The sequence below is a fragment of the Centipeda artemidis DSM 19719 genome, from assembly GCF_000426665.1.
GTDB classification, from domain to species: Bacteria; Bacillota; Negativicutes; order Selenomonadales; family Selenomonadaceae; genus Centipeda; species Centipeda artemidis.
Genome location: NZ_AUFU01000001.1, coordinates 546,159 through 565,169, shown reverse-complemented (window position 1 = coordinate 565,169; position 19,011 = coordinate 546,159). Strand labels below are relative to the sequence as shown.

Sequence of the window (19,011 nt, the reverse complement as noted above, 5' to 3'; positions counted from 1 at the left end):
AAAAGACTGCCGTATCTATGTGCGGCAGTCTTTCTGACTGTGGGGCGCTTCCTCAGAATGCGGGAAGGATGGCGCCTTTGTACTTGTCGTTAATGAAGTTCTTGACGGTGTCGGAGTGAAGCGCCTTGAGCAGCGCCTTGATCTCGGGACGCTCCTCGTCACCCTGACGGATGGCGATGATGTTGACGTACGGCGAGGTCTTATCCTCCATGAAGAGGGCGTCGCGCGTCGGCACGAGATCCGCCTGCATTGCCCAGTTCGTATTGATGACGGCGATGTCCACGTCGTCGAGCGTGCGCGGGAGCTGTGGTGCTTCGATTTCCTTGAAGATCAGCTTCTTCGGGTTCTCTGCAATGTCGCTGAGGGTTGCCGTCTCGCCGGCGCCGTCCTTCAGTTTGATGAGGCCTGCGCGCTGGAGCAGGAGGAGCGAACGTCCGCCGTTGGTGGGATCGCTCGGGATAGAGACCTGAGCGCCTTCCTTGAGCTCGTCGAGCTTTTTGATCTTGTGCGAGTAGATCCCCATCGGTTCGATGTGGACGCCGAGGACGTTCACGAGCTTGACCTCGGGATGCTCCTGCATGAAGTTCTTCAGATACGGCTCATGCTGGAAGAAGTTCGCGTCGATTTCCTTGTCGTTCGTCGCGAGGTTTGGCTGCACATAGTCGTTGAACTCGACGATCTCGAGCTTCACACCGTCCTTTTCGAGCTCGGGCTTGATCGCCTCGAGGATCTCGGCATGGGGGACGGGGGAGGCGCCGACCTTGACGACCTTCTCCGATTTGGCGTTATTGTCTCCGCCGCAGCCAACCATAGCGAGTGCTGCAATTGCGAGGACGAGGGTGAGCAGTTTTTTCATAGAGTACCTCCTTGTGGATAGAGATTACCTTTTATTCAGACGTGCGGCGAGGGCATTGCCCGCAAGCTGCACGAGCTGGACGAGGATGATGAGGATGACGACGGTCGCGATCATGATATCGGGACGGAACCGCTGATAACCGTAGCGGATCGCGAGGTCGCCAAGCCCGCCGCCGCCGATCGCGCCCGCCATGGCGGACTCGCCGACGAGAGCGATGACGACGGTCGTGAGCTGACTGACGATGCCCGGCATGGACTCGGGGAGCAGCACACGCGTGACGATCTGCATCGGAGTGGCGCCCATGGCGAGCGCGGCTTCGATGAGACCGTGCGGCACCTCGCGCAGAGACGTCTCGACCTGCCGTCCGATGAAGGGGACGGAGGCGATGACGAGCGGCACCATGGCTGCGGTTGTGCCGATGGCGGAGCCGACGATGAGACGTGTGAGCGGGATGATGGCGACCATGAGGATGATAAAGGGGACGGAACGCACAGCGTTGACGACGGCGCCGACGGTGCGGTTCACGCCCGGGGCGTCGAGGATCTCTCCCTTTGCCGTGACGTGCAGGAGCACGCCGAGCGGGATGCCGACGGCGCTCGCGATGATCATGCTGACGAGCACCATGTAGACGGTTTCGCCCAGCGCCTTAGTCAGCAGGGGCATCATTTCGGCGGACATAGCCGATCACCTCCTGTTTCAAATGCTGTGCGGACAGATACGAGATCGCCGCGTCGATCTCCGCGGTTTCGCCGCGCAGACCGATGATCATGCGTCCAAATGGCTGATCCTTCATCTGGTCGAGCGTGCCGAAGAGCATCGTGACCTCGATGTCGGGGAACAGGCGGATCATATCGGCGAGTACGGGATCATCCGCGTTCTCGCCGAGGAAGGTGAGCCGCAGGAGCATGTAGCTGCCCGGCGTCGGCGCCGCCTCGATCGGGTTGCCGCGGAACGCCGTCGGCAGGTCGTTCGAGAGCAGAACGCTGATAAATTCCTTCGTAATCGCTTGCTGCGGTTCGGTAAAGACATCTACAACGTCGCCCTCCTCTGCGATGACACCACCGTCGAGCACGGCGACGCGGTCGCAGATGTCCTTGATGACCTGCATCTCGTGCGTGATGACGACGACCGTCAGACCGAGCCGCCGGTTGATGTCGCGGATGAGCGCGAGGATGGACTTCGTTGTCTGTGGGTCGAGCGCGGAGGTCGCCTCGTCGCACAGCAGCACCTTTGGATCGCCCGCGAGCGCGCGCGCGATGCCGACGCGCTGTTTCTGCCCGCCCGAGAGATGGCTCGGATACGCGTCCGCCTTGTCCGCGAGACCGACGAGCGCGAGGAGCTCCGTGACCTTTGGGCGGATCTCCTCGGCGGAGCGCCCTGCGAGCCGCAGCGGAAAGGCAACATTGTCGTAGACGGTCGCCGACGAGAGCAGGTTAAAATGCTGGAAGATCATGCCGATGTGGCGACGCTCTTCGCGCAGTTCGCTCTCGCTCATCGCAGTCAGATCGTGTCCGTCAATGATTACCTCACCGCTTGTCGGGCGCTCGAGCAGATTGATGCATCGGATGAGCGTGGATTTGCCCGCACCCGAGAGTCCGACGATGCCGTAGATCGTGCCGCGCTCGATGCGCAAATTGATGCCGCGTAGGGCGTGGACGTCGTCCGCGTATGTTTTAATGATATTTTTGAGTTCAATCATATACAGCCCTCCTTTGGGCAAGGTTAGAAACAAACGTAGCACAGACGAGAACTTTTGTCAATGTTTTCGGACGAATGCGAGAGGCTTTGAGGGACTTTTTTCGGCATCCTCATGACCTCCCACTTCCCCGATCACGCACTCTATCTCGGCGCCGAGACACTCGTCATGAAGGATAAAAAGCTCTGGAAGCACGGCGCTGCCGCAGATGTCATCGACGAAGAAAGCATGACGGCACTCTACGGACTCCCCGTCTACATCGGCAGCATTGGCACACGCAGCGTCTGCGTCGGCGGAGAAATCGGGGCGCGATAAAAGTATTTCTATTTGATGGAAGATCGTGTACAATAGCAGTATCGAAAGCATGTTATGGATCGTGGAGGAAGCAAATGCCGGATAAAAAGAGCAATGAAATACCTGTGGAGGAAATACCGGACATATATGATCGCCGCACGTTGAATCAAATGTATCGGGAGATCCCACTGAAGGATACGACCTCCCGCCTTTTGCGGAAATATTTCGCTGCGATGGCAAATCTCTACGGCATTATCCCTCTGCCCGAGGCGTATAAGATCGCAAAACATTTCAGCCCGCGCAGCTTTTCCGAGGAGGAGTTCTTTTCCTTCGCCGAAATAGCCCGGCATGAGGACGGCAATTATGGAGTCCTTGGAGCAGAGAATCTTTATACCGACGGTCGACCGAGTGCACCGCATGATCGCGAGATCGTCAATCTCGATTTGATGGAGCCGGTTCGGACGGATAAAATCGCCTATTACGACACCAAAGAATTTCAGTATGGGAAGACATATTATATTCCGTCTACGAAAGAAGACTTACTTGCTTATGTGGATGAGTACTATGTTGAGGTGACGCCGGAATATACCGCGTTTGACCGGTTTTTACGCGCACATTACGTCCCAAAAAAGAAAATCATCGGTGTAGATCTCGCCGTCAAGGCACTATTTATTGCGATTCGTATCGATGTGGACATGAATACGCTGATGGATGACTTTGCGTTGTATGGGTTTATACTGCGTGACGATGACGACTTCGCTAGATTCGCGGAACTCTATCAAAATCATGTCAATCATGCGCGGCTTTTTAGCAATTGCGGCTATACACCGAATGAGATCCGAGCGATGCAGCCGACGGAATACGATAAAAACGCGACGATCAGCATCGGGAAAAATATGCGGGCAATGCTCGAAAACGGCGAACTTGATATCTATGACCTGCGCCGCAGTATTATGGAGCAGGAGTTCCCGAACGAATGGATGCGGGACAGCCTCTTGGAGCAGATTGACGAAATCCTGGCAGGAAGATCACCGTCTGCTAAGAGCAAAAAGATCGGCCGCAACGAGCCGTGTCCCTGCGGCAGTGGGAAAAAGTACAAGAAATGCTGTGGACACTAGAGTATACATCCAATTTTGAAAAACGAAAAAACTTCGCCGTAACCCTTGACATGAAAATTAGTATGTAGTAAGATATGATGACCTATTGACGTAAGTATGGGGTTCGTGCGCCTTTTTTGGCTTTTTAGAAAGGATTTGGGGACTGCCCTTCGGGCATTTCCACGGGAGCAAGGTATTCGAACGGTTGCCTTGTTCTTTTTGTGTCTTTTTGCATAAGCCGCGGCGCGCGTTCTCATCAATATAATCCAGCGAAAGGGTGACAGCGTTCATGTTCAATCCTGTGTCGGTCGGTCGTCGCACCCGGTATAGCTATGCGCGCATCAAGGAAGTTATGGAGATGCCGCATCTGCTCGATATTCAGCGGACGAGCTATCGGTGGTTCTTGGATGTGGGACTCGGAGAGATTTTCCGCGATATTTCCCCCATTCAGGATTTCTCGGGGAATCTCATCCTTTCCTTTGAATCGTTTGCGCTCGGCGCACCGAAATACGATCTCGACGAGTGCAAGGAACGCGACGTGACCTACGCCGCGCCGCTTCGCGTGAATGTACGTCTCGTCAACCGCGAGACGGGCGAGATCAAGGAGCAGGAAGTGTTTATGGGCGATTTCCCGCTCATGACGGACACGGGGACGTTCATCATCAACGGTGCGGAGCGCGTCATCGTCAGTCAGCTCGTGCGCTCTCCCGGCGCGTATTATGGCGTGGAGATCGACACAACGGGCAAGGAGCTCTACAACACAACGGTCATTCCGAACCGCGGCGCGTGGATCGAGCTCGAAACGGACGCAAACGATGTCGTGTCCGTGCGCATCGACCGCACGCGCAAAATGCCTGTGACCTACCTTATCCGTGCGCTCGGCTACGAGACGGACAGCGATATTCGTGCGCTCTTCGGCGACGATCCGCGCATCCTCGCGACGATTGAACGCGATACGGATGAGGTCAAGACGCGCGGCAAGGCGGTCATTGAGATCTACCGCCGCCTGCGCCCGGGCGAGCCGGCGAATGAGGACAATGCGCGCCAGCTCCTGGAGGTGCTGTTCTTTGATCCGCGTCGTTATGATCTGGCGACAGTCGGTCGCTATAAACTAACGAAAAAACTCGGCTGGCGGCGCCGTCTGCTCGGGAAGGTACTTGCCGAGCCGGTCATCGATAAGGAAACGGACGAAGTCGTATTCCCCAAGGGCGAGGCGATTACGCAGGACATGGTGGACGCCGTGAGTGAAGAGCGTGAGAAAATGCTCTTCGGCGATGGCGAGCTCGTCGCGCTCAGCGTACAGAAGGCGGACGGCGAGGTCTACCGGATGCTCTGCGCGCCGACGCGCGACTATCAGTACCGTACGATCACACGCGAGGATGTCATGGCGTCGATCAGCTATCTGCTCGGTCTTATGGACGGCTTCGGCAATACGGATGACATCGATCACCTCGGCAATCGCCGCGTGCGCGCGGTCGGAGAACTCCTGCAGAACCAGTTTCGCATCGGTCTGTCTCGTATGGAGCGTGTCGTGCGCGAGCGCATGACGATCCAGGAGACGGACAGTATCACGCCGCAGGGGCTCATCAATATCCGCCCCGTAGTGGCGGCGGTGAAGGAGTTCTTCGGCTCCTCGCAGCTCTCACAGTTCATGGATCAGCACAATCCGCTCTCGGAGCTGACGCATAAGCGCCGTCTCTCGGCGCTCGGCCCGGGCGGCCTCTCGCGTGAACGCGCAGGATTCGAGGTGCGTGACGTCCATAACTCGCATTATGGGCGTATGTGCCCGGTCGAGTCGCCGGAAGGTCCGAACATTGGACTCATCGGCTCACTCGCGAATTATGCGCGCGTCAACCGGTTCGGATTCATGGAGACCCCGTACCGCCGCGTGGACAAGGAGCATCACCGCGTTACGGACGATGTGCGCTACCTTACGGCGGACGAGGAGGACGAGCTCATCATCGCGCAGGCGAACGAGCCGCTCGATGAGAACGAGTACTTTATAAATGAGCGTGTCACGGCGCGGTTCCATGAGGAAACGGGGCTGCATCACCGCGACCGCGTGGACTATATGGACGTGTCGCCGCGTCAGGTCTTTTCAATCGCGACGGCGATGATCCCGTTCCTCGAGAACGACGATGCGAACCGCGCGCTCATGGGTGCGAATATGCAGCGCCAGGCCGTACCACTCCTGAAGACACAGGCGCCGCTTGTCGGCACCGGCATGGAGTACAAGGCTGCCTGTGACTCAGGCGTCATGGTACTTGCACGCCGCGGCGGCGTCGTTACGGATGTCGCTGCGAATGCTGTTACCATCAAGACGGATGAGGGTACGTTCGATAACTATAAACTCCAAAAATTTGTCCGGTCGAACCAAGCGACCTGCATCAATCAGCGTCCGCTCGTCTATGAAGGGGAGCGCGTTGTGGAAGGTCAGCCCATCGCGGACGGACCTTCGACGGACAACGGCGAGCTCGCGCTCGGCTACAATATCATCGTGGCGTATATGCCATGGGAAGGCTACAATTACGAGGACGCGATTCTCCTCAGCGAGAACCTCGTGAAGCGCGACCTCTATACCTCGATTCACATTGAGGAGTATGAGTGCGACGCGCGCGATACGAAGCTCGGCCCCGAGGAGATCACGCGCGACATCCCGAATGTTGCGGAGGAGGCACTCAAGGATCTTGACGAGGAGGGCATTGTCTCCATCGGCGCCGATGTGCGCCCCGGCGACATCCTCGTCGGCAAGGTTACGCCCAAAGGCGAGACGGAGCTGACGGCGGAGGAACGCCTCCTGCGCGCAATCTTCGGCGAGAAGGCGCGCGAGGTGCGCGATACGTCGCTGCGCGTGCCGCACGGCGAGGGCGGAAAGATCATCGACGTGAAGATCTTTACGCGTGAAAACAACGATGAACTGCCGCCCGGCGTCAACCGTCTCGTGCGCGTCTACATCGCGCAGAAGCGCAAGATCTCGGTCGGCGACAAGATGTCCGGGCGTCACGGGAACAAGGGCGTCGTCTCGCGCATCATGCGCCAGGAGGATATGCCGTTCCTGCCGGACGGTACCCCCGTCGACATCGTACTGAACCCGCTCGGCGTGCCGTCGCGCATGAACATCGGGCAGGTGCTCGAGACGCATCTCGGCATGGCGTGCCGTGTGCTCGGACAGCGCATCAAGGATGGCGATCCAACGGTGGAGGGCGACCTCCGCGCGGCTGGATACAATTTTGACGTGAACGGAATGCCGAAACCGGATGAGGCGGGCATTCATATCGCAACGCCGGTTTTTGACGGCGCGGGCGACGACGATGTGTTCGGCACGATCCGCGCGGCAGGACTGCCTGCCGACGGCAAGACGGTGCTCTATGACGGGCGCACGGGCGAGCCGTTCGAGAACCGCGTTACGGTCGGCTGCGTTTACATGCTGAAACTGCATCATCTGGTCGACGATAAGATTCATGCGCGTTCCACGGGACCGTACTCCCTCGTCACGCAGCAGCCGCTGGGCGGAAAGGCACAGTTCGGCGGACAGCGGTTCGGCGAGATGGAGGTCTGGGCGCTCGAAGCATATGGCGCCGCATACACGCTCCAAGAGATCCTGACGGTGAAGTCCGACGATGTGGTCGGGCGCGTGAAAGCATACGAATCGATCGTTAAGGGAGATAATATCCCCGAACCGGGCGTCCCCGAGTCCTTTAAGGTGCTCATCAAGGAGCTGCAGGCGATCGGACTTGATATCAAGGTGCTCAACGAGGATGCGAAGGAAATCGCGATCCGCGACGAAGAGGACGAGGATATCGGCGAGAAGGCGCGTTCTCTCGATCTCGATGTGGAAGGCGTTGACGAAAACGGCGCACCGCCGCCGCCCCCCGTATATGACGAGGGGGATGATGCGGAGCAGGGCGAGGATATTCCCGATGAGGACATCATCGCGCATATCGGCGGCGCGGACGAAGAACTGTCAGATGATATGGATACGATCCTGCACGGCGGGCTTGACGATATCGACGTGCCGAATGAGGACGATTCGGAGTTCTGATTTTAGGAAGGGAGTGACATCTGTTGCTGGATGTAAACAATTTTGACTCAATGCGGATTGGACTCGCTTCCCCCGATAAAATTCGTGAGTGGTCGCACGGCGAGGTCAAAAAGCCGGAGACCATCAATTACCGTACGCTCAAACCCGAGCGTGACGGCCTCTTCTGCGAGCGCATCTTCGGCCCGACACGCGACTGGGAATGCCACTGCGGCAAGTATAAGCGCATCCGCTACAAGGGCGTCGTCTGCGACCGCTGCGGCGTCGAGGTCACGCGTGCTAAGGTGCGCCGCGAGCGCATGGGGCATATCGAGCTCGCCGCGCCCGTCTCGCATATTTGGTATTTCAAGGGGATCCCGAGCCGCATGGGGCTGATCCTCGACGTATCGCCCCGTTCGCTCGAAAAAGTTCTCTATTTCGCCTATTACATCGTCGTCGATCCGGGCGAAACGGATCTCAAGAAGAAAGACCTTCTTTCCGAGCGCGAGTATCACGAAGCGCTGGAGAAATACGGCAATACCTTCCGCGTCGGTATGGGCGCGGAGGCAGTGAAGGAGCTGCTCGAAGAACTCGATCTCGAGGCGATGAGCGAGCAGCTTAGGAACGATGTGCGCACAACTTCCGGTCAGAAGAAAGTGCGTGCGATCCGCCGCCTTGAGGTGGTCGAGGCGTTCCGCAAATCCGGCAACCGTCCGTCGTGGATGATCATGGACGTCGTTCCGGTCATTCCGCCCGACCTGCGCCCGATGGTGCAGCTTGACGGCGGCCGCTTTGCGACGTCTGATCTCAACGACCTCTACCGCCGCGTCATCAACCGCAACAACCGCCTGCGCCGTCTGCTCGACCTCGGCGCGCCCGACATTATCGTGCGCAACGAGAAGCGGATGCTCCAGGAAGCGGTCGACGCACTCATCGACAACGGCCGCCGCGGGCGCCCTGTCACAGGACCCGGCAATCGTGCGCTCAAATCCCTCTCGGATATGCTCAAGGGAAAGCAGGGGCGGTTCCGTCAGAACCTCCTCGGCAAGCGCGTGGACTACTCCGGGCGTTCCGTTATCGTCGTCGGCCCCGAGCTGAAACTTCATCAGTGCGGTCTGCCGAAGGAGATGGCACTCGAGCTCTTCAAACCCTTTGTCATGAAAAAACTTCAGGCGGACGGTGCGGCGCACAATATCAAATCTGCGAAGCGCATGGTTGAGCGCGCGCGTCCCGAGGTTTGGGACGTACTCGAGGGTGTCATCAAGGAGCATCCCGTGCTCCTCAATCGTGCTCCGACGCTCCACCGTCTCGGCATTCAGGCATTTGAACCGGTGCTCACCGAGGGACGTGCGCTGAAGCTCCATCCGCTTGCATGTACGGCGTACAACGCCGACTTTGACGGCGACCAGATGGCGATTCATCTGCCGCTTTCGGCAGAGGCGCAGACCGAGGCGCGTGTCCTCATGCTGGCAGCGAATCACATTCTCGCCCCCAAAGACGGCAAGCCCATCATCGTTCCTTCGCAGGACATGGTGCTCGGCTCCTATTACTTGACCAAGCTCAAGCCGGGAGCGAAGGGGGAGGGCAAGGTCTTTACGGGGACGTCGGAAGCTCTGCTCGCTTATCAGCAGAAGAGCCTTGATTTGCAGGCGGAGATCCGTGTGCGTGTCGAGGGCTACGGGCTTGTCCGCAGCTCGCTCGGACGCCTTATTTTCAGCGAGATTCTGCCCGAGGAACTGCGCCACTATCGTCAAGATCCCGAGACGGGCGAGTGGAGCCTCGGCGTTCTGATGAACAAGAAAGAGCTCGGCAAACTCGTCGCAAACTGTTATGACCACTTCGGTGCAACCAAGACAGCCGAGGTCATTGATCATGTGAAAAATCTCGGCTACCACTATGCCTGCATTGCGGGCATGACGGTCGCCGTGTCCGACGTCATTGTACCGCCGAAGAAAAAGGAAATCATCGCCGATACACAGGCGCGCGTCAACAAGGTGGAGCGCCAGTTCGGGCGCGGCCTCATCACCGAGGACGAGCGCTATAAGAAGGTCGTTCAGCTGTGGACGCAGGCGACGGACGACGTGGCGGACGCCATGATGGAAAACATGGATCCGTTCAATCCTATCTTCATGATGGCGGACTCCGGCGCGCGCGGCAATAAGCAGCAGATGCGTCAGCTAGCGGGAATGCGCGGTCTGATGGCCGATCCTTCCGGTAAAATCATCGACCTGCCGATTACGGCGAACTTCCGCGAGGGACTTTCCGTTTCCGATTACTTCATCTCCTCGCACGGCGCGCGCAAAGGTCTTGCCGACACGGCGCTGCGCACGGCGGACTCGGGCTATCTCACCCGTCGTCTCGTCGATGTCGCGCAGGATGTCATCGTCCGTGAAGAGGACTGCGACGTCTCCGCGATCAACCTCATGCAGGTGCGTGCGCGGCTCGCAGAGTCCACATTTGACGCGCTTGAGCTCCTCGTAGAGAGCCTCATGGGACGTCTTCTTGCCGCAGCGGTTTACGATCCCAAGACCAAGGAAGTCCTTTACTCGCGTGATACCGTTCTCACCGACGAGGTACTCGAGGCGATCGGCGAACACAATATCCGTGAAATCATGGTGCGCGGCTCCTCCGTCAATGTCGAGGGCGCAGTCAGCAACGCCATGATCACCGAGAACATCGCGCTTGGCGAACCTGATGCGAAAAAGCGCAAAAAGGATCGCGCGGCGGTCATTCGTGAACTCCGCGGTAAGGAAGTCGTGCGCGACGCTGCCGATGGTGACGGCACTGTGCTCGCAGCAGAGGGGACAGCACTTACGGATAAACTCGTCGAGGCAATCCTCGACTCCGAGGTGCATGAACTCCATATCCGCAACAATAACGTCCGCGGCATCGAGGTCGAGGCGATCACGGAAGGCTCCGGCGTCATCGAATCGCTTGCCGACCGCATCGTCGGGCGCGTGCTCGCCGAGGATATCATCGACGAAGCGACAGGAGAGAAGATCGCCTCCATCAACGACCCCGTCGACGAGGCACTTGCAAAACGTATCGAAGGTGTCCGGAAGCGTGTCTCCATCCGCAGCGTGCTGACCTGCAAATCGCAGTTCGGCGTCTGCATGAAGTGCTACGGACGCGACCTTGCCAATCAGGCGGAGGTCGAGATCGGCGAGGCGGTCGGCATCATTGCCGCACAGTCCATCGGCGAACCCGGCACACAGCTCACGATGCGTACGTTCCACTCGGGCGGCGTCGCGGGCGACGATATCACGCAAGGTCTGCCGCGCGTTGAGGAGCTTTTCGAGGCGCGTAAGCCCAAGCACAACGCGATCATCGCGGAGAACGAGGGCGTCGTCGCCATTGAGGATACCGGCAAGGGAATGCGCACGGTCACGATCACCTCGCACGAGGGCGTGCCGCGCGAATACAGCGTACCGTTTGGCGCGCGCATGGCGGTGCGCGACGGTGCGGAGCTGAAACCCGGCGACAAGATCACCGAGGGTTCTATCAATCCCCACGACATCCTGCGCGTCTGCGGACTGCAGGCGACCCAGCGCTACCTCGTCTACGAGGTGCAGAAGGTCTACAAGTCGCAGGGCGTTGAGATCAACGACAAGCACATCGAGGTCATGGTGCGGCAGATGCTGCACAAGGTCAAAATCGAAGAGGCGGGAACAACCGACTTCCTGCCCGGCGAATACATCGAGATCAACGCGTTCGAGGCGGCGAATACCAAGGCGATCGAGGAGGACGGCGAGCCTGCCGTTGCAAAACCCATCCTGCTCGGCATCACAAAGGCATCGCTCGCAACGGATTCCTTCCTCTCGGCGGCATCGTTCCAGGAGACGACCCGCGTCCTCACGGATGCGGCAATCAAGGGGAAGATCGATCCGCTCGTCGGTCTCAAGGAGAACGTCATCATCGGCAAGCTCATCCCTGCGGGGACGGGCATGACCCGTTACCGCAATCTCGACATCATCGACCACGCGCCGCAGCCTGTGGCAGAGGAGATCGAAGAAGAGGAAGAGGTATACGAGGAAGTCGATTTGTCGCGCCTTGAGCATCTCAATAATTAAAAAGGTGACGCGGGATTTTTGCGCCTAGTGTCGTCATTTTCGACGAACGCTTCGTCGACGTAGGCTTCATCATCTACGCCTTCCTTGCGTTCGTCTTAATTCCTAGCTATGCATCGAAACTTCCGCGTCATTGAAGTTACGGCGATGTGCGCGGGATTTTGGCGCATAGCTGTGTCACCGTGAAAAACCTACGGGTTCAGAATACAAAGAGGCCGTCAACACGGATATAAAAACCGGTTGACGTCCTCTTTTTTTGTGTGTAAAATAGCGAAAGAATTTATAGATAGGAAGTGTAATTTTTATGTCACAATACGACGACAAATTCTTTTCGATTCGCAATACCACACGGATGGCGCTGTGCATCGCGCTCATCTGCGTCAGCGCCTACATCGCGATCCCCGTACCGTTCATGGCGCCGCTCACGATGCAGACCTTTGCACTGTGTCTTACGGCTCTCGTATTAACACCCGCGCAGACTGCCGTCGTTCTCGTCGGCTATACGCTGCTCGGTGCGGTTGGACTGCCGGTCTTTGCGGGCGGCGTCGGCGGGCTTGCAATTATTTTTAGTCCGCGCGGCGGTTTCTTCCTCGGGTTCCTCATCGCTTACACACTGATGAGCTTCCTCAAGGGGGATCGCCCGTCGTTTGCGCGCTATGCAGTCGTCGCCGTCCTCGTCAGCGTCCCCGTGACCTATATTTTTGCGACGCTGTGGCTCGTCGTTCTCTTCGGGGACAAATTCGCCGGCATCGCCGCCGCGTTCGGTGCGCTTGTCCAGTATGTGCCGGGTGATATGATCAAGGCGGCGGCTGCGGCAGGGTTGGGGGTGTCGCTGAATCGCCGCCTTAAATATCTGTGACGCGCGATCTTGGCGCCTAGCGTCGTTATTCGTCGAATCCTGCGCTCGACGTAGGTCTTAACTACGCCTTCGCTTGGATTCTCCTCATGCCTAGCTATGCATCCAAGCTTGCGCGTCACTTGGGTTACAGTAGTGTGACGCGGGATTTTGGCGCATAACTGTGTCACTGCAAAAAACTCAGTTGCTGCCCGGAAGACCGGACTGCCGATACGGCATCAAAAATCCCGGTATACGCTGCCGTCGTATGCCGGGATTTTTCTATGCCAATTTTTATTTACAAATACGGTCGATCCATGCAAACAATTCGTCCAGATCGTAATCGCCGGCATGGCCGTACCCCCATGGAACGGCAAAGTCCACATCAATTCCTGCGTTCATAAGGCGCAGGGCGAGAACAGCAGGTATGGGGAGCGCTGTATCACGATCTTTGGCACCGTGCCGAATGCGGAAGTGTGGTGCGGTTCGTACGCCGTTTGTGCCGATATAGTTCAGCGGGTTCAACATACGGATGTTCGCAGCGGGAGCGAGTGCGCCGTGCGTCGTATCATATTTCCGGGAAAACTTGGTGAAGTGGCGGGGAACGTTTGTCTCCGTGCCGAACTCATCATTTTCGCCGGAACTAAGATCGAATTTATCAAAGGCGGGGGTCGCTTTCAGACGTGTCGCCCAGCGCGCATATGCGGCAAGATCGACGTCTGTAACGCGGCCGTTTTGTACGGTAAACCAATCGGCGTCGTCCAGGGCTGCGTTATTGTCAACTGCATACTGTGCAGAAGTGCGGTAGAGCCCTTTGATGTATTCCGCAAAGGTGCCCGTGCCGCCGGAGCGGAGCTGCAGCACGCTGCCCGCAGCGTCTTTCAGTCTGAGACTGTTGAGGTAGCGGGGGAAGTCCTTTTTTAAGCGTGCAGAGGCTGTGATTTGCTCTGCGGTCATCGGGACTGCAGATGAGGTTTCCGTGGGGGCATTTGCAGGGCGGTTCGTTACCGTGGCGCCCTCTTGATTTTCCGTGTGCAGAGCAGGGGCGGGAGCTCCCTGATGATAATCGTTGATGCCCGAAAAGATCCATTCGTATGCCATGTCGGCATGCTCGAGATTGGTAATAGGGCAGTAGCAGCTGGCGGCAAAAATATCGTCGCGCGCACCCGCTGCACCGATCTCGGCAAGAGCTGCCGTATAGTCCGGGCTGTTGCCGGTTGCGCCAAGAAGCGCCGACAAGGCGCCGCCTGCGCTTGTTCCGTTTGAAATGATCCGCTCCGTATTTCCCGCGGGCAGACGTGCGGCGTTGTAGCGCAGATAGCGGACAGCGGCTTTATAGTCCACGATGAGCGCGGGCGCTTTGCCGACATACACCCCCTGTGCGTCGGTGTTCGTACGCCCCCGTATCGCCGGAGCGGCGACAACCAGTCCGCGGGAGAGTGCGGTAAGCGCTGCGTTTGGGGCGCCCGACATACGTGATTTTTCCTGAGGCTCTTCGATCTCTCCGGGCATATAGCCGCCGACTCCGTTCGGCATGAAGATAGGAGCGGTCGCTGCCGTATAGCCGTTTACCGTGCCGCCTGTCAGATACGCGGCAGGGATAAAGATGTTCATACTTTGATGTGCGGCATCTTTGGGGCTCGACACATAGGGAATGTTGCGGTACGCACGGAATGCAACGGACGTGCCGTTGAGCGACAGTACTTCGTCTGTATAATTTGTGCGGTCAAAGATAAGTGACGTCACGCTCGGCTCGGCGGCCGCTGCGGCGCCTGTCCCTGCGGTGCCGCTCATCGGAGCCGCCGACGTATTTCCCATGCAGGTGCAGCTCAATAAAGCGCTGAGGATACCGACACGGATGAGCTGTAGATTGTTCACGGCAATCACCTTTCTATACAGGGGAGAAAGTAATAAGGGGGGATACGGTGCTGCCCGTATCCCCCTTATTATACCATATGATTTAGTTTTTTGGCGTCATATCCTCCGCCGTCAGTGTGCCCGCCTTAGCGCGGTCGGCAAATTCCGCCGTTGCGGTGAAGAGGACGTCGGTGGAGCTGTTGAGCGCGGTTTCGCACGAATCCTGAAGGACGCCGATGATGAAGCCGACGCCGACGACCTGCATGGCGATGTCGTTGCTGATGCCGAACGAGGAGCAGGCGACGGGGATGAGGAGGAGCGAGCCGCCCGCAACGCCCGATGCGCCGCACGCGCCGACGGTGGCGATGAGGCAGAGGAGGAGCGCGGTCGGCAGATCCACATGGATGCCGAGCGTATAGGCCGCGGCGAGCGAGAGGATCGCGATCGTGATCGCCGCGCCGCTCATGTTGATGGTCGCGCCGAGCGGGATGGAGATGGAGTAGATTTCTTCGTTGAGGCCAAGGCGTTTGCATAGCTCCATGTTGACGGGGATATTTGCCGCCGAGCTGCGCGTGAAGAATGCGTAGATGCCGCTCTCGCGCAGCGTCGTGAGGACGAGCGGGAACGGGTTGCGGCGGATATGCAGCCAGACGATGATCGGGTTCATGATGAGCGCGACGGAGAAAAACGCGCCGAGCAGGACGGCGAGAAGCTGCAGATAGCTGATGAGGGCGTCCACGCCGCTCGTTCCAACTGCATCCGCAACGAGACCCATGATGCCGAAGGGGGCGAACCGTATGACCCACAGGACGATCTGCGTCATGACGACGGCGAAATCGTGCACAGTGTTCTTTGTGGTCGGATTCGCTTTTTGCAGTGCCAGACCTGCGAGAATGCTCCACGCGAGGATGCCGATGTAGTTGGCATTTGCAATCGCGTGCAGAGGATTGTCCACGACATTGAGGATGAGGTTGTGCACGACCTCGACGATGCCGCTCGGCGGTGCGACTGCAGTGTCGGCGACGACGAGATGCAGCTGCGTCGGGAAGAGGAAGGAGAACGCGACGGCGACTACGGACGCGAGGAATGTCGCGATGAGGTAGAGCCGTACGATCGGTTTGAGCGCGGCGCCCGCGCCGACCGTGCGCTGCGCCATGGCGTTCATGACGAGGACAAAGACGAGGATCGGCGCGACGCCCTTGAGCGCGCGGACGAAGATGTCGCCGAGCACGGAGACGGCGGGAATCATCGCGGGCGCGTAGAGCGCGATGAGAATGCCGATGATGAGACCGATAGCGATCAGCTTGATGAGTGCCGTCTCGCGGTACTTGCGGCTGATGTTCCTAAACAAAGAAACTCCCCCTTTATGATTGAGAAAAATATTCCTCATTATAGCAGACTTTGAAATCCTTGTCACTACAACGCGGCTGTATACCTGATTTCACGGCAAAGAAGGGAAATGGGGGGGCGCGTATTTTCTTAGTTTGTAAAATTTTCTTGACAGAACGGGCGCTTTCTTGTTAGAATGATATCCGTTGATTGACCGATGTTTTCGTTGCATTCTGCGGAAGTAGCTCAGTGGTAGAGCACCACCTTGCCAAGGTGGGGGTCGCGAGTTCGAGCCTCGTTTTCCGCTCCATTGTTTACCTGACCTGCGCAATGCGCAGGTTTTTTTGAAAAGCGGAGAACGTGCTGTTCCTCGCTGCATAGGGGCCTATAGCTCAGTTGGTTAGAGCAACCGGCTCATAACCGGTCGGTCCTTGGTTCAAGTCCAAGTGGGCCCACCATAGAGTGGAAGAGCATCGCGCAGGTGATGCTTTTTTTTATTTTCTTGAAAGGAGGGGAGGATATGACGGAATCTCTGTTTGTGGAGGCGGTGCGGTCTGCGGGCGCACGCGTTTTTCGCGTGGGCGGCTGCGTGCGGGATGCCTTTCGCGGGGCGGCGGCACACGATATGGACTATGTGCTGACGGGGATGAAGGAGACGCGCTTTTGCGCGCTTTTTCCGCGTGCGGAGAAGATCGGAAAGGCGTTCCCGGTCTACCATGTCTATATTGACGGGCGGCGCACGGAGGTGTCCTTTGCGCGCAAAGAGGTTAAGACGGGCGCGGGCTATCGCGGGTTTGACGTCACGTTCGACCCTGCGGTGACGATTGAGGAGGATCTTTACCGGCGCGACACGACGATGAACGCGATGGCGCAGGAGCTGCCGGAGGAGCGGCTCGTCGATCCCTACGGGGGGCGCTCAGATATTGCGGCGGGCATCATTCGCGCTGTGTCGGCGCATTTTACCGAGGATCCCGTGCGGGCGCTGCGCGCGGCGCGGCAGGCGGCGGCGTTCGGCTTTATGGTCGAGGCGGGGACACTTGCCTATATGCGTTCCTGCGTGGAGGAACTGCAAAAAGAGCCGAGTGAGCGTACGATGGGAGAGCTGCGCCGTGCGCTCGAGGTGTCGCGTCCCTCCATGTTTTTCCGCGTACTTGATGCGGCCGGCTTGCTTGACGTGACCTTCCCTGAGATCGCGGCGCTCAGAGGAAAGACGCAGCCGACGGAGTTTCATCCCGAGGGAGATGCGTTTGAACATACGATGTCCATTGTCGATGCGGTAGCGGCGGCGACAGACGACGTGATAACGCGGTTCACAGGGCTTGTGCACGACATCGGCAAGGGGGAGACGCCCGCGGAGATGCTGCCGCACCACTACGGGCATGAGAAGGTCGGTCTCGATGTGCTCGCCGCGTGGAACAGGCGCATGACGCTGCCGCACACATGGATGAAGGCGGCGTCGTTCGTGATCCGTGAGCATATGCGCGCGCCGCGCCTCACGCATGTCGGCAAGATTGCCGATCTCCTGCTCGGCGTCGGGCGGTCGGGGCTCTCCATGGAGCAGTTCACCGCCGTCATCCGCGCGGATCACGGGACGCTGCCGGATTACCTGACGCACGGGGCGGAGTACCTTGCCGCCATGCTGCGCGTAACGGGCAGGGATGCGCCCGCGCATCTCGTCGGTGCACAGATCGGTGCATGGCTGCGCGAGGAGAGAATCCGCACGCTGCGGAAAATTTTGGCGGAGCGCCGCGCGGATCCTTTTTATTCGGCAGAAAATATGGCGGTGCTCTCCCGCAGAATCGCCGATATAAAAGCAGGGAGAAACGTTTCCGAACATGATCCGGTCGAGGTGAAGAGCGGGGCGGACGTCCCTCAAAACGAGAAATAAAATATGATGAAAATATGCCTCCGTCATGCTATAATAGGAACGTCAGAGGAACATGATGAGGAGGCGCGTATTGATGGACAAGGTCATTCTGCCCTACAGGGGAAAGAGCCCTGCGATCGACCCGACGGCGTTTATCGCACCGTCCGCGGCGGTGATCGGCGACGTGACGATCGGCGCACATTCGAGCGTTTGGTTCGGCGCTGTCGTGCGCGGCGACTTTCAGCCGATTCGGATCGGCAGCAACACGAACATCCAGGAGAACGCGACAATTCACGTCATGCGTGACGTGCCGGTAGAGATCGGGGATCATGTGCTCATCGGGCACAACGCGGTCGTGCACTGCAGCAAGATCGGCAGCAATACGCTCATCGGCATGGGCTCGATCGTGATGGGGTACTCCGAGATCGGCGAGAACGTGGTCATCGGGGCGGGGACGTTCCTGCCGCAGCACAAGAAGATCCCTTCGAACTCGCTCGTGTTCGGTTCCCCTGCACAGATCGTGCGCGCGCTGCGCGACGACGAAATCGAGGCGCTGCAAAATGCAGCGGAAAACTACGCCGACCTCGCGGCAGAGTATCAAAAGATCATTGAGGAGTTGAAGTAATGGAACAGACACTGGTTCTCATTAAGCCGGACGCCGTTAAGGCACATCACATCGGCGACATCACGAAGGCATACGAGGATGCGGGGCTCACAATCCGCGCGATGAAGATGATGCAGATGACGGATCGCATCGCGCGCATTCATTACGAAGAGCATCTGACGAAGCCGTTCTACGGCGAGCTCTCCGCGTTCATGACCTCCGCGCCGCTCGTTGCGATAGTGCTCGCCGGGGAGAACGCGATTGCGCGCGTGCGCGAGCTGCACGGCGCGACGAACCCTGCGAACGCGGCTGAGGGAACCATTCGCAAGCGTTTTGCAAAGGATGGAAGCGAGAACGCGGTGCATGCCTCCGACAGTCCCGAGAGCGCAGCGCGCGAGATTCACATCTTCTTCAGCGAGACGGAGATTTTCTAAAAAATATAGCGGAAGCGATCGCCCGACCGTGCCTTTGCGCGGCCGGGCACATGCATC

Annotated in this window: 13 protein-coding genes and 2 tRNA genes; 10 read left to right on the top strand and 5 right to left on the bottom strand. The window is 58.4% G+C overall.

Annotation, left to right across the window (positions count from 1 at the left end; translation table 11 throughout):
* Positions 1 to 52: 52 nt before the first annotated feature.
* From K341_RS0102640 to K341_RS0102630, 3 genes are read right to left on the bottom strand one after another with little or no spacing between them, the layout of a single operon-like run.
* Positions 53 to 856 (bottom strand): MetQ/NlpA family ABC transporter substrate-binding protein, encoded by an 804-nt coding sequence (locus K341_RS0102640; RefSeq protein WP_026761748.1) that lies wholly within the window; start codon positions 854 to 856, stop codon positions 53 to 55.
* Between the two features lie 24 nt (positions 857 to 880).
* Entirely contained in the window at positions 881 to 1,534 is a 654-nt protein-coding gene (locus K341_RS0102635) for a methionine ABC transporter permease (RefSeq protein ID WP_009658697.1), read from the bottom strand.
* A complete protein-coding gene (locus tag K341_RS0102630) occupies positions 1,503 to 2,555 on the bottom strand; it encodes a methionine ABC transporter ATP-binding protein (RefSeq protein WP_026761747.1) in 1,053 nt (350 codons plus the stop codon). The genes K341_RS0102635 and K341_RS0102630 overlap by 32 nt, the downstream gene beginning before the upstream one ends.
* Positions 2,556 to 2,666: 111 nt before the next feature.
* Between K341_RS0102630 and K341_RS0102625 the strand changes: the two genes are divergently transcribed.
* The 5 genes from K341_RS0102625 to K341_RS0102605 all read left to right on the top strand — a co-directional run bounded on the left by K341_RS0102625 (position 2,667) and on the right by K341_RS0102605 (position 12,887).
* Positions 2,667 to 2,867: a hypothetical protein gene (locus K341_RS0102625; RefSeq protein WP_026761746.1), complete on the top strand. Its 201-nt coding sequence runs from the start codon at positions 2,667 to 2,669 to the stop codon at positions 2,865 to 2,867.
* A 74-nt stretch (positions 2,868 to 2,941) separates the two neighbouring features.
* Positions 2,942 to 3,964 carry a YecA/YgfB family protein gene (locus K341_RS0102620; RefSeq protein ID WP_026761745.1) on the top strand — a complete coding sequence of 341 codons (1,023 nt, stop codon included), beginning with the start codon at positions 2,942 to 2,944 and terminating at the stop codon, positions 3,962 to 3,964.
* 268 nt (positions 3,965 to 4,232) lie between these two features.
* Complete coding sequence (gene rpoB, locus K341_RS0102615) at positions 4,233 to 7,985, top strand: DNA-directed RNA polymerase subunit beta (protein WP_026761744.1); 3,753 nt, start codon at positions 4,233 to 4,235, stop codon at positions 7,983 to 7,985.
* 50 nt (positions 7,986 to 8,035) lie between these two features.
* On the top strand, positions 8,036 to 12,031 hold the full coding sequence (rpoC, locus tag K341_RS0102610) for a DNA-directed RNA polymerase subunit beta' (RefSeq protein WP_211221198.1): 3,996 nt from the start codon (positions 8,036 to 8,038) through the stop codon (positions 12,029 to 12,031).
* Between the two features lie 301 nt (positions 12,032 to 12,332).
* Positions 12,333 to 12,887, top strand: coding sequence for a biotin transporter BioY (locus K341_RS0102605; protein ID WP_009349530.1), 555 nt, complete (start codon positions 12,333 to 12,335; stop codon positions 12,885 to 12,887).
* A gap of 270 nt (positions 12,888 to 13,157) precedes the next feature.
* Here the strand turns inward: K341_RS0102605 and K341_RS0102600 are convergent, their stop codons facing one another.
* Positions 13,158 to 14,681: a subtype B tannase gene (locus tag K341_RS0102600; RefSeq protein WP_428829696.1), complete on the bottom strand. Its 1,524-nt coding sequence runs from the start codon at positions 14,679 to 14,681 to the stop codon at positions 13,158 to 13,160.
* A 142-nt stretch (positions 14,682 to 14,823) separates the two neighbouring features.
* On the bottom strand, positions 14,824 to 16,071 hold the full coding sequence (gene sstT, locus K341_RS0102595; RefSeq protein WP_026761741.1) for a serine/threonine transporter SstT: 1,248 nt from the start codon (positions 16,069 to 16,071) through the stop codon (positions 14,824 to 14,826).
* Positions 16,072 to 16,284: 213 nt separating this feature from the next.
* Here sstT and K341_RS0102590 point away from each other — a divergent pair.
* The 5 genes from K341_RS0102590 to ndk all read left to right on the top strand — a co-directional run bounded on the left by K341_RS0102590 (position 16,285) and on the right by ndk (position 18,954).
* Positions 16,285 to 16,359, top strand: a tRNA-Gly gene (locus tag K341_RS0102590).
* Between the two features lie 71 nt (positions 16,360 to 16,430).
* Positions 16,431 to 16,507, top strand: a tRNA-Ile gene (locus tag K341_RS0102585).
* 62 nt (positions 16,508 to 16,569) lie between these two features.
* Positions 16,570 to 17,937, top strand: a complete 1,368-nt coding sequence (locus K341_RS0102580) for a tRNA nucleotidyltransferase/poly(A) polymerase-related protein (RefSeq protein WP_026761740.1) — start codon at positions 16,570 to 16,572, stop codon at positions 17,935 to 17,937.
* A 73-nt stretch (positions 17,938 to 18,010) separates the two neighbouring features.
* On the top strand, positions 18,011 to 18,541 hold the full coding sequence (locus K341_RS0102575; protein ID WP_026761739.1) for a gamma carbonic anhydrase family protein: 531 nt from the start codon (positions 18,011 to 18,013) through the stop codon (positions 18,539 to 18,541).
* The gene (gene ndk / locus K341_RS0102570; RefSeq protein ID WP_026761738.1) at positions 18,541 to 18,954 is read left to right on the top strand and encodes a nucleoside-diphosphate kinase; all 414 of its coding nucleotides are present in this window, start codon (positions 18,541 to 18,543) and stop codon (positions 18,952 to 18,954) included. Before K341_RS0102575 ends, ndk begins: the two co-directional genes overlap by 1 nt.
* The last annotated feature ends 57 nt before the right edge of the window (positions 18,955 to 19,011 follow it).

What these genes read in the sequence shown, in the direction of transcription:
- K341_RS0102640 (WP_026761748.1), bottom strand. Translation starts at nt 856, where the DNA reads ATGAAAAAACTGCTCACCCTCGTCCTCGCAATTGCAGCACTCGCTATG.
- K341_RS0102635 (WP_009658697.1), bottom strand. Translation starts at nt 1,534, where the DNA reads ATGTCCGCCGAAATGATGCCCCTGCTGACTAAGGCGCTGGGCGAAACC.
- K341_RS0102630 (WP_026761747.1), bottom strand. Translation starts at nt 2,555, where the DNA reads ATGATTGAACTCAAAAATATCATTAAAACATACGCGGACGACGTCCAC.
- K341_RS0102625 (WP_026761746.1), top strand. Translation starts at nt 2,667, where the DNA reads ATGACCTCCCACTTCCCCGATCACGCACTCTATCTCGGCGCCGAGACA.
- K341_RS0102620 (WP_026761745.1), top strand. Translation starts at nt 2,942, where the DNA reads ATGCCGGATAAAAAGAGCAATGAAATACCTGTGGAGGAAATACCGGAC.
- rpoB (WP_026761744.1), top strand. Translation starts at nt 4,233, where the DNA reads ATGTTCAATCCTGTGTCGGTCGGTCGTCGCACCCGGTATAGCTATGCG.
- rpoC (WP_211221198.1), top strand. Translation starts at nt 8,036, where the DNA reads ATGCGGATTGGACTCGCTTCCCCCGATAAAATTCGTGAGTGGTCGCAC.
- K341_RS0102605 (WP_009349530.1), top strand. Translation starts at nt 12,333, where the DNA reads ATGTCACAATACGACGACAAATTCTTTTCGATTCGCAATACCACACGG.
- K341_RS0102600 (WP_428829696.1), bottom strand. Translation starts at nt 14,681, where the DNA reads ATGGGAAATACGTCGGCGGCTCCGATGAGCGGCACCGCAGGGACAGGC.
- K341_RS0102580 (WP_026761740.1), top strand. Translation starts at nt 16,570, where the DNA reads ATGACGGAATCTCTGTTTGTGGAGGCGGTGCGGTCTGCGGGCGCACGC.
- K341_RS0102575 (WP_026761739.1), top strand. Translation starts at nt 18,011, where the DNA reads ATGGACAAGGTCATTCTGCCCTACAGGGGAAAGAGCCCTGCGATCGAC.
- ndk (WP_026761738.1), top strand. Translation starts at nt 18,541, where the DNA reads ATGGAACAGACACTGGTTCTCATTAAGCCGGACGCCGTTAAGGCACAT.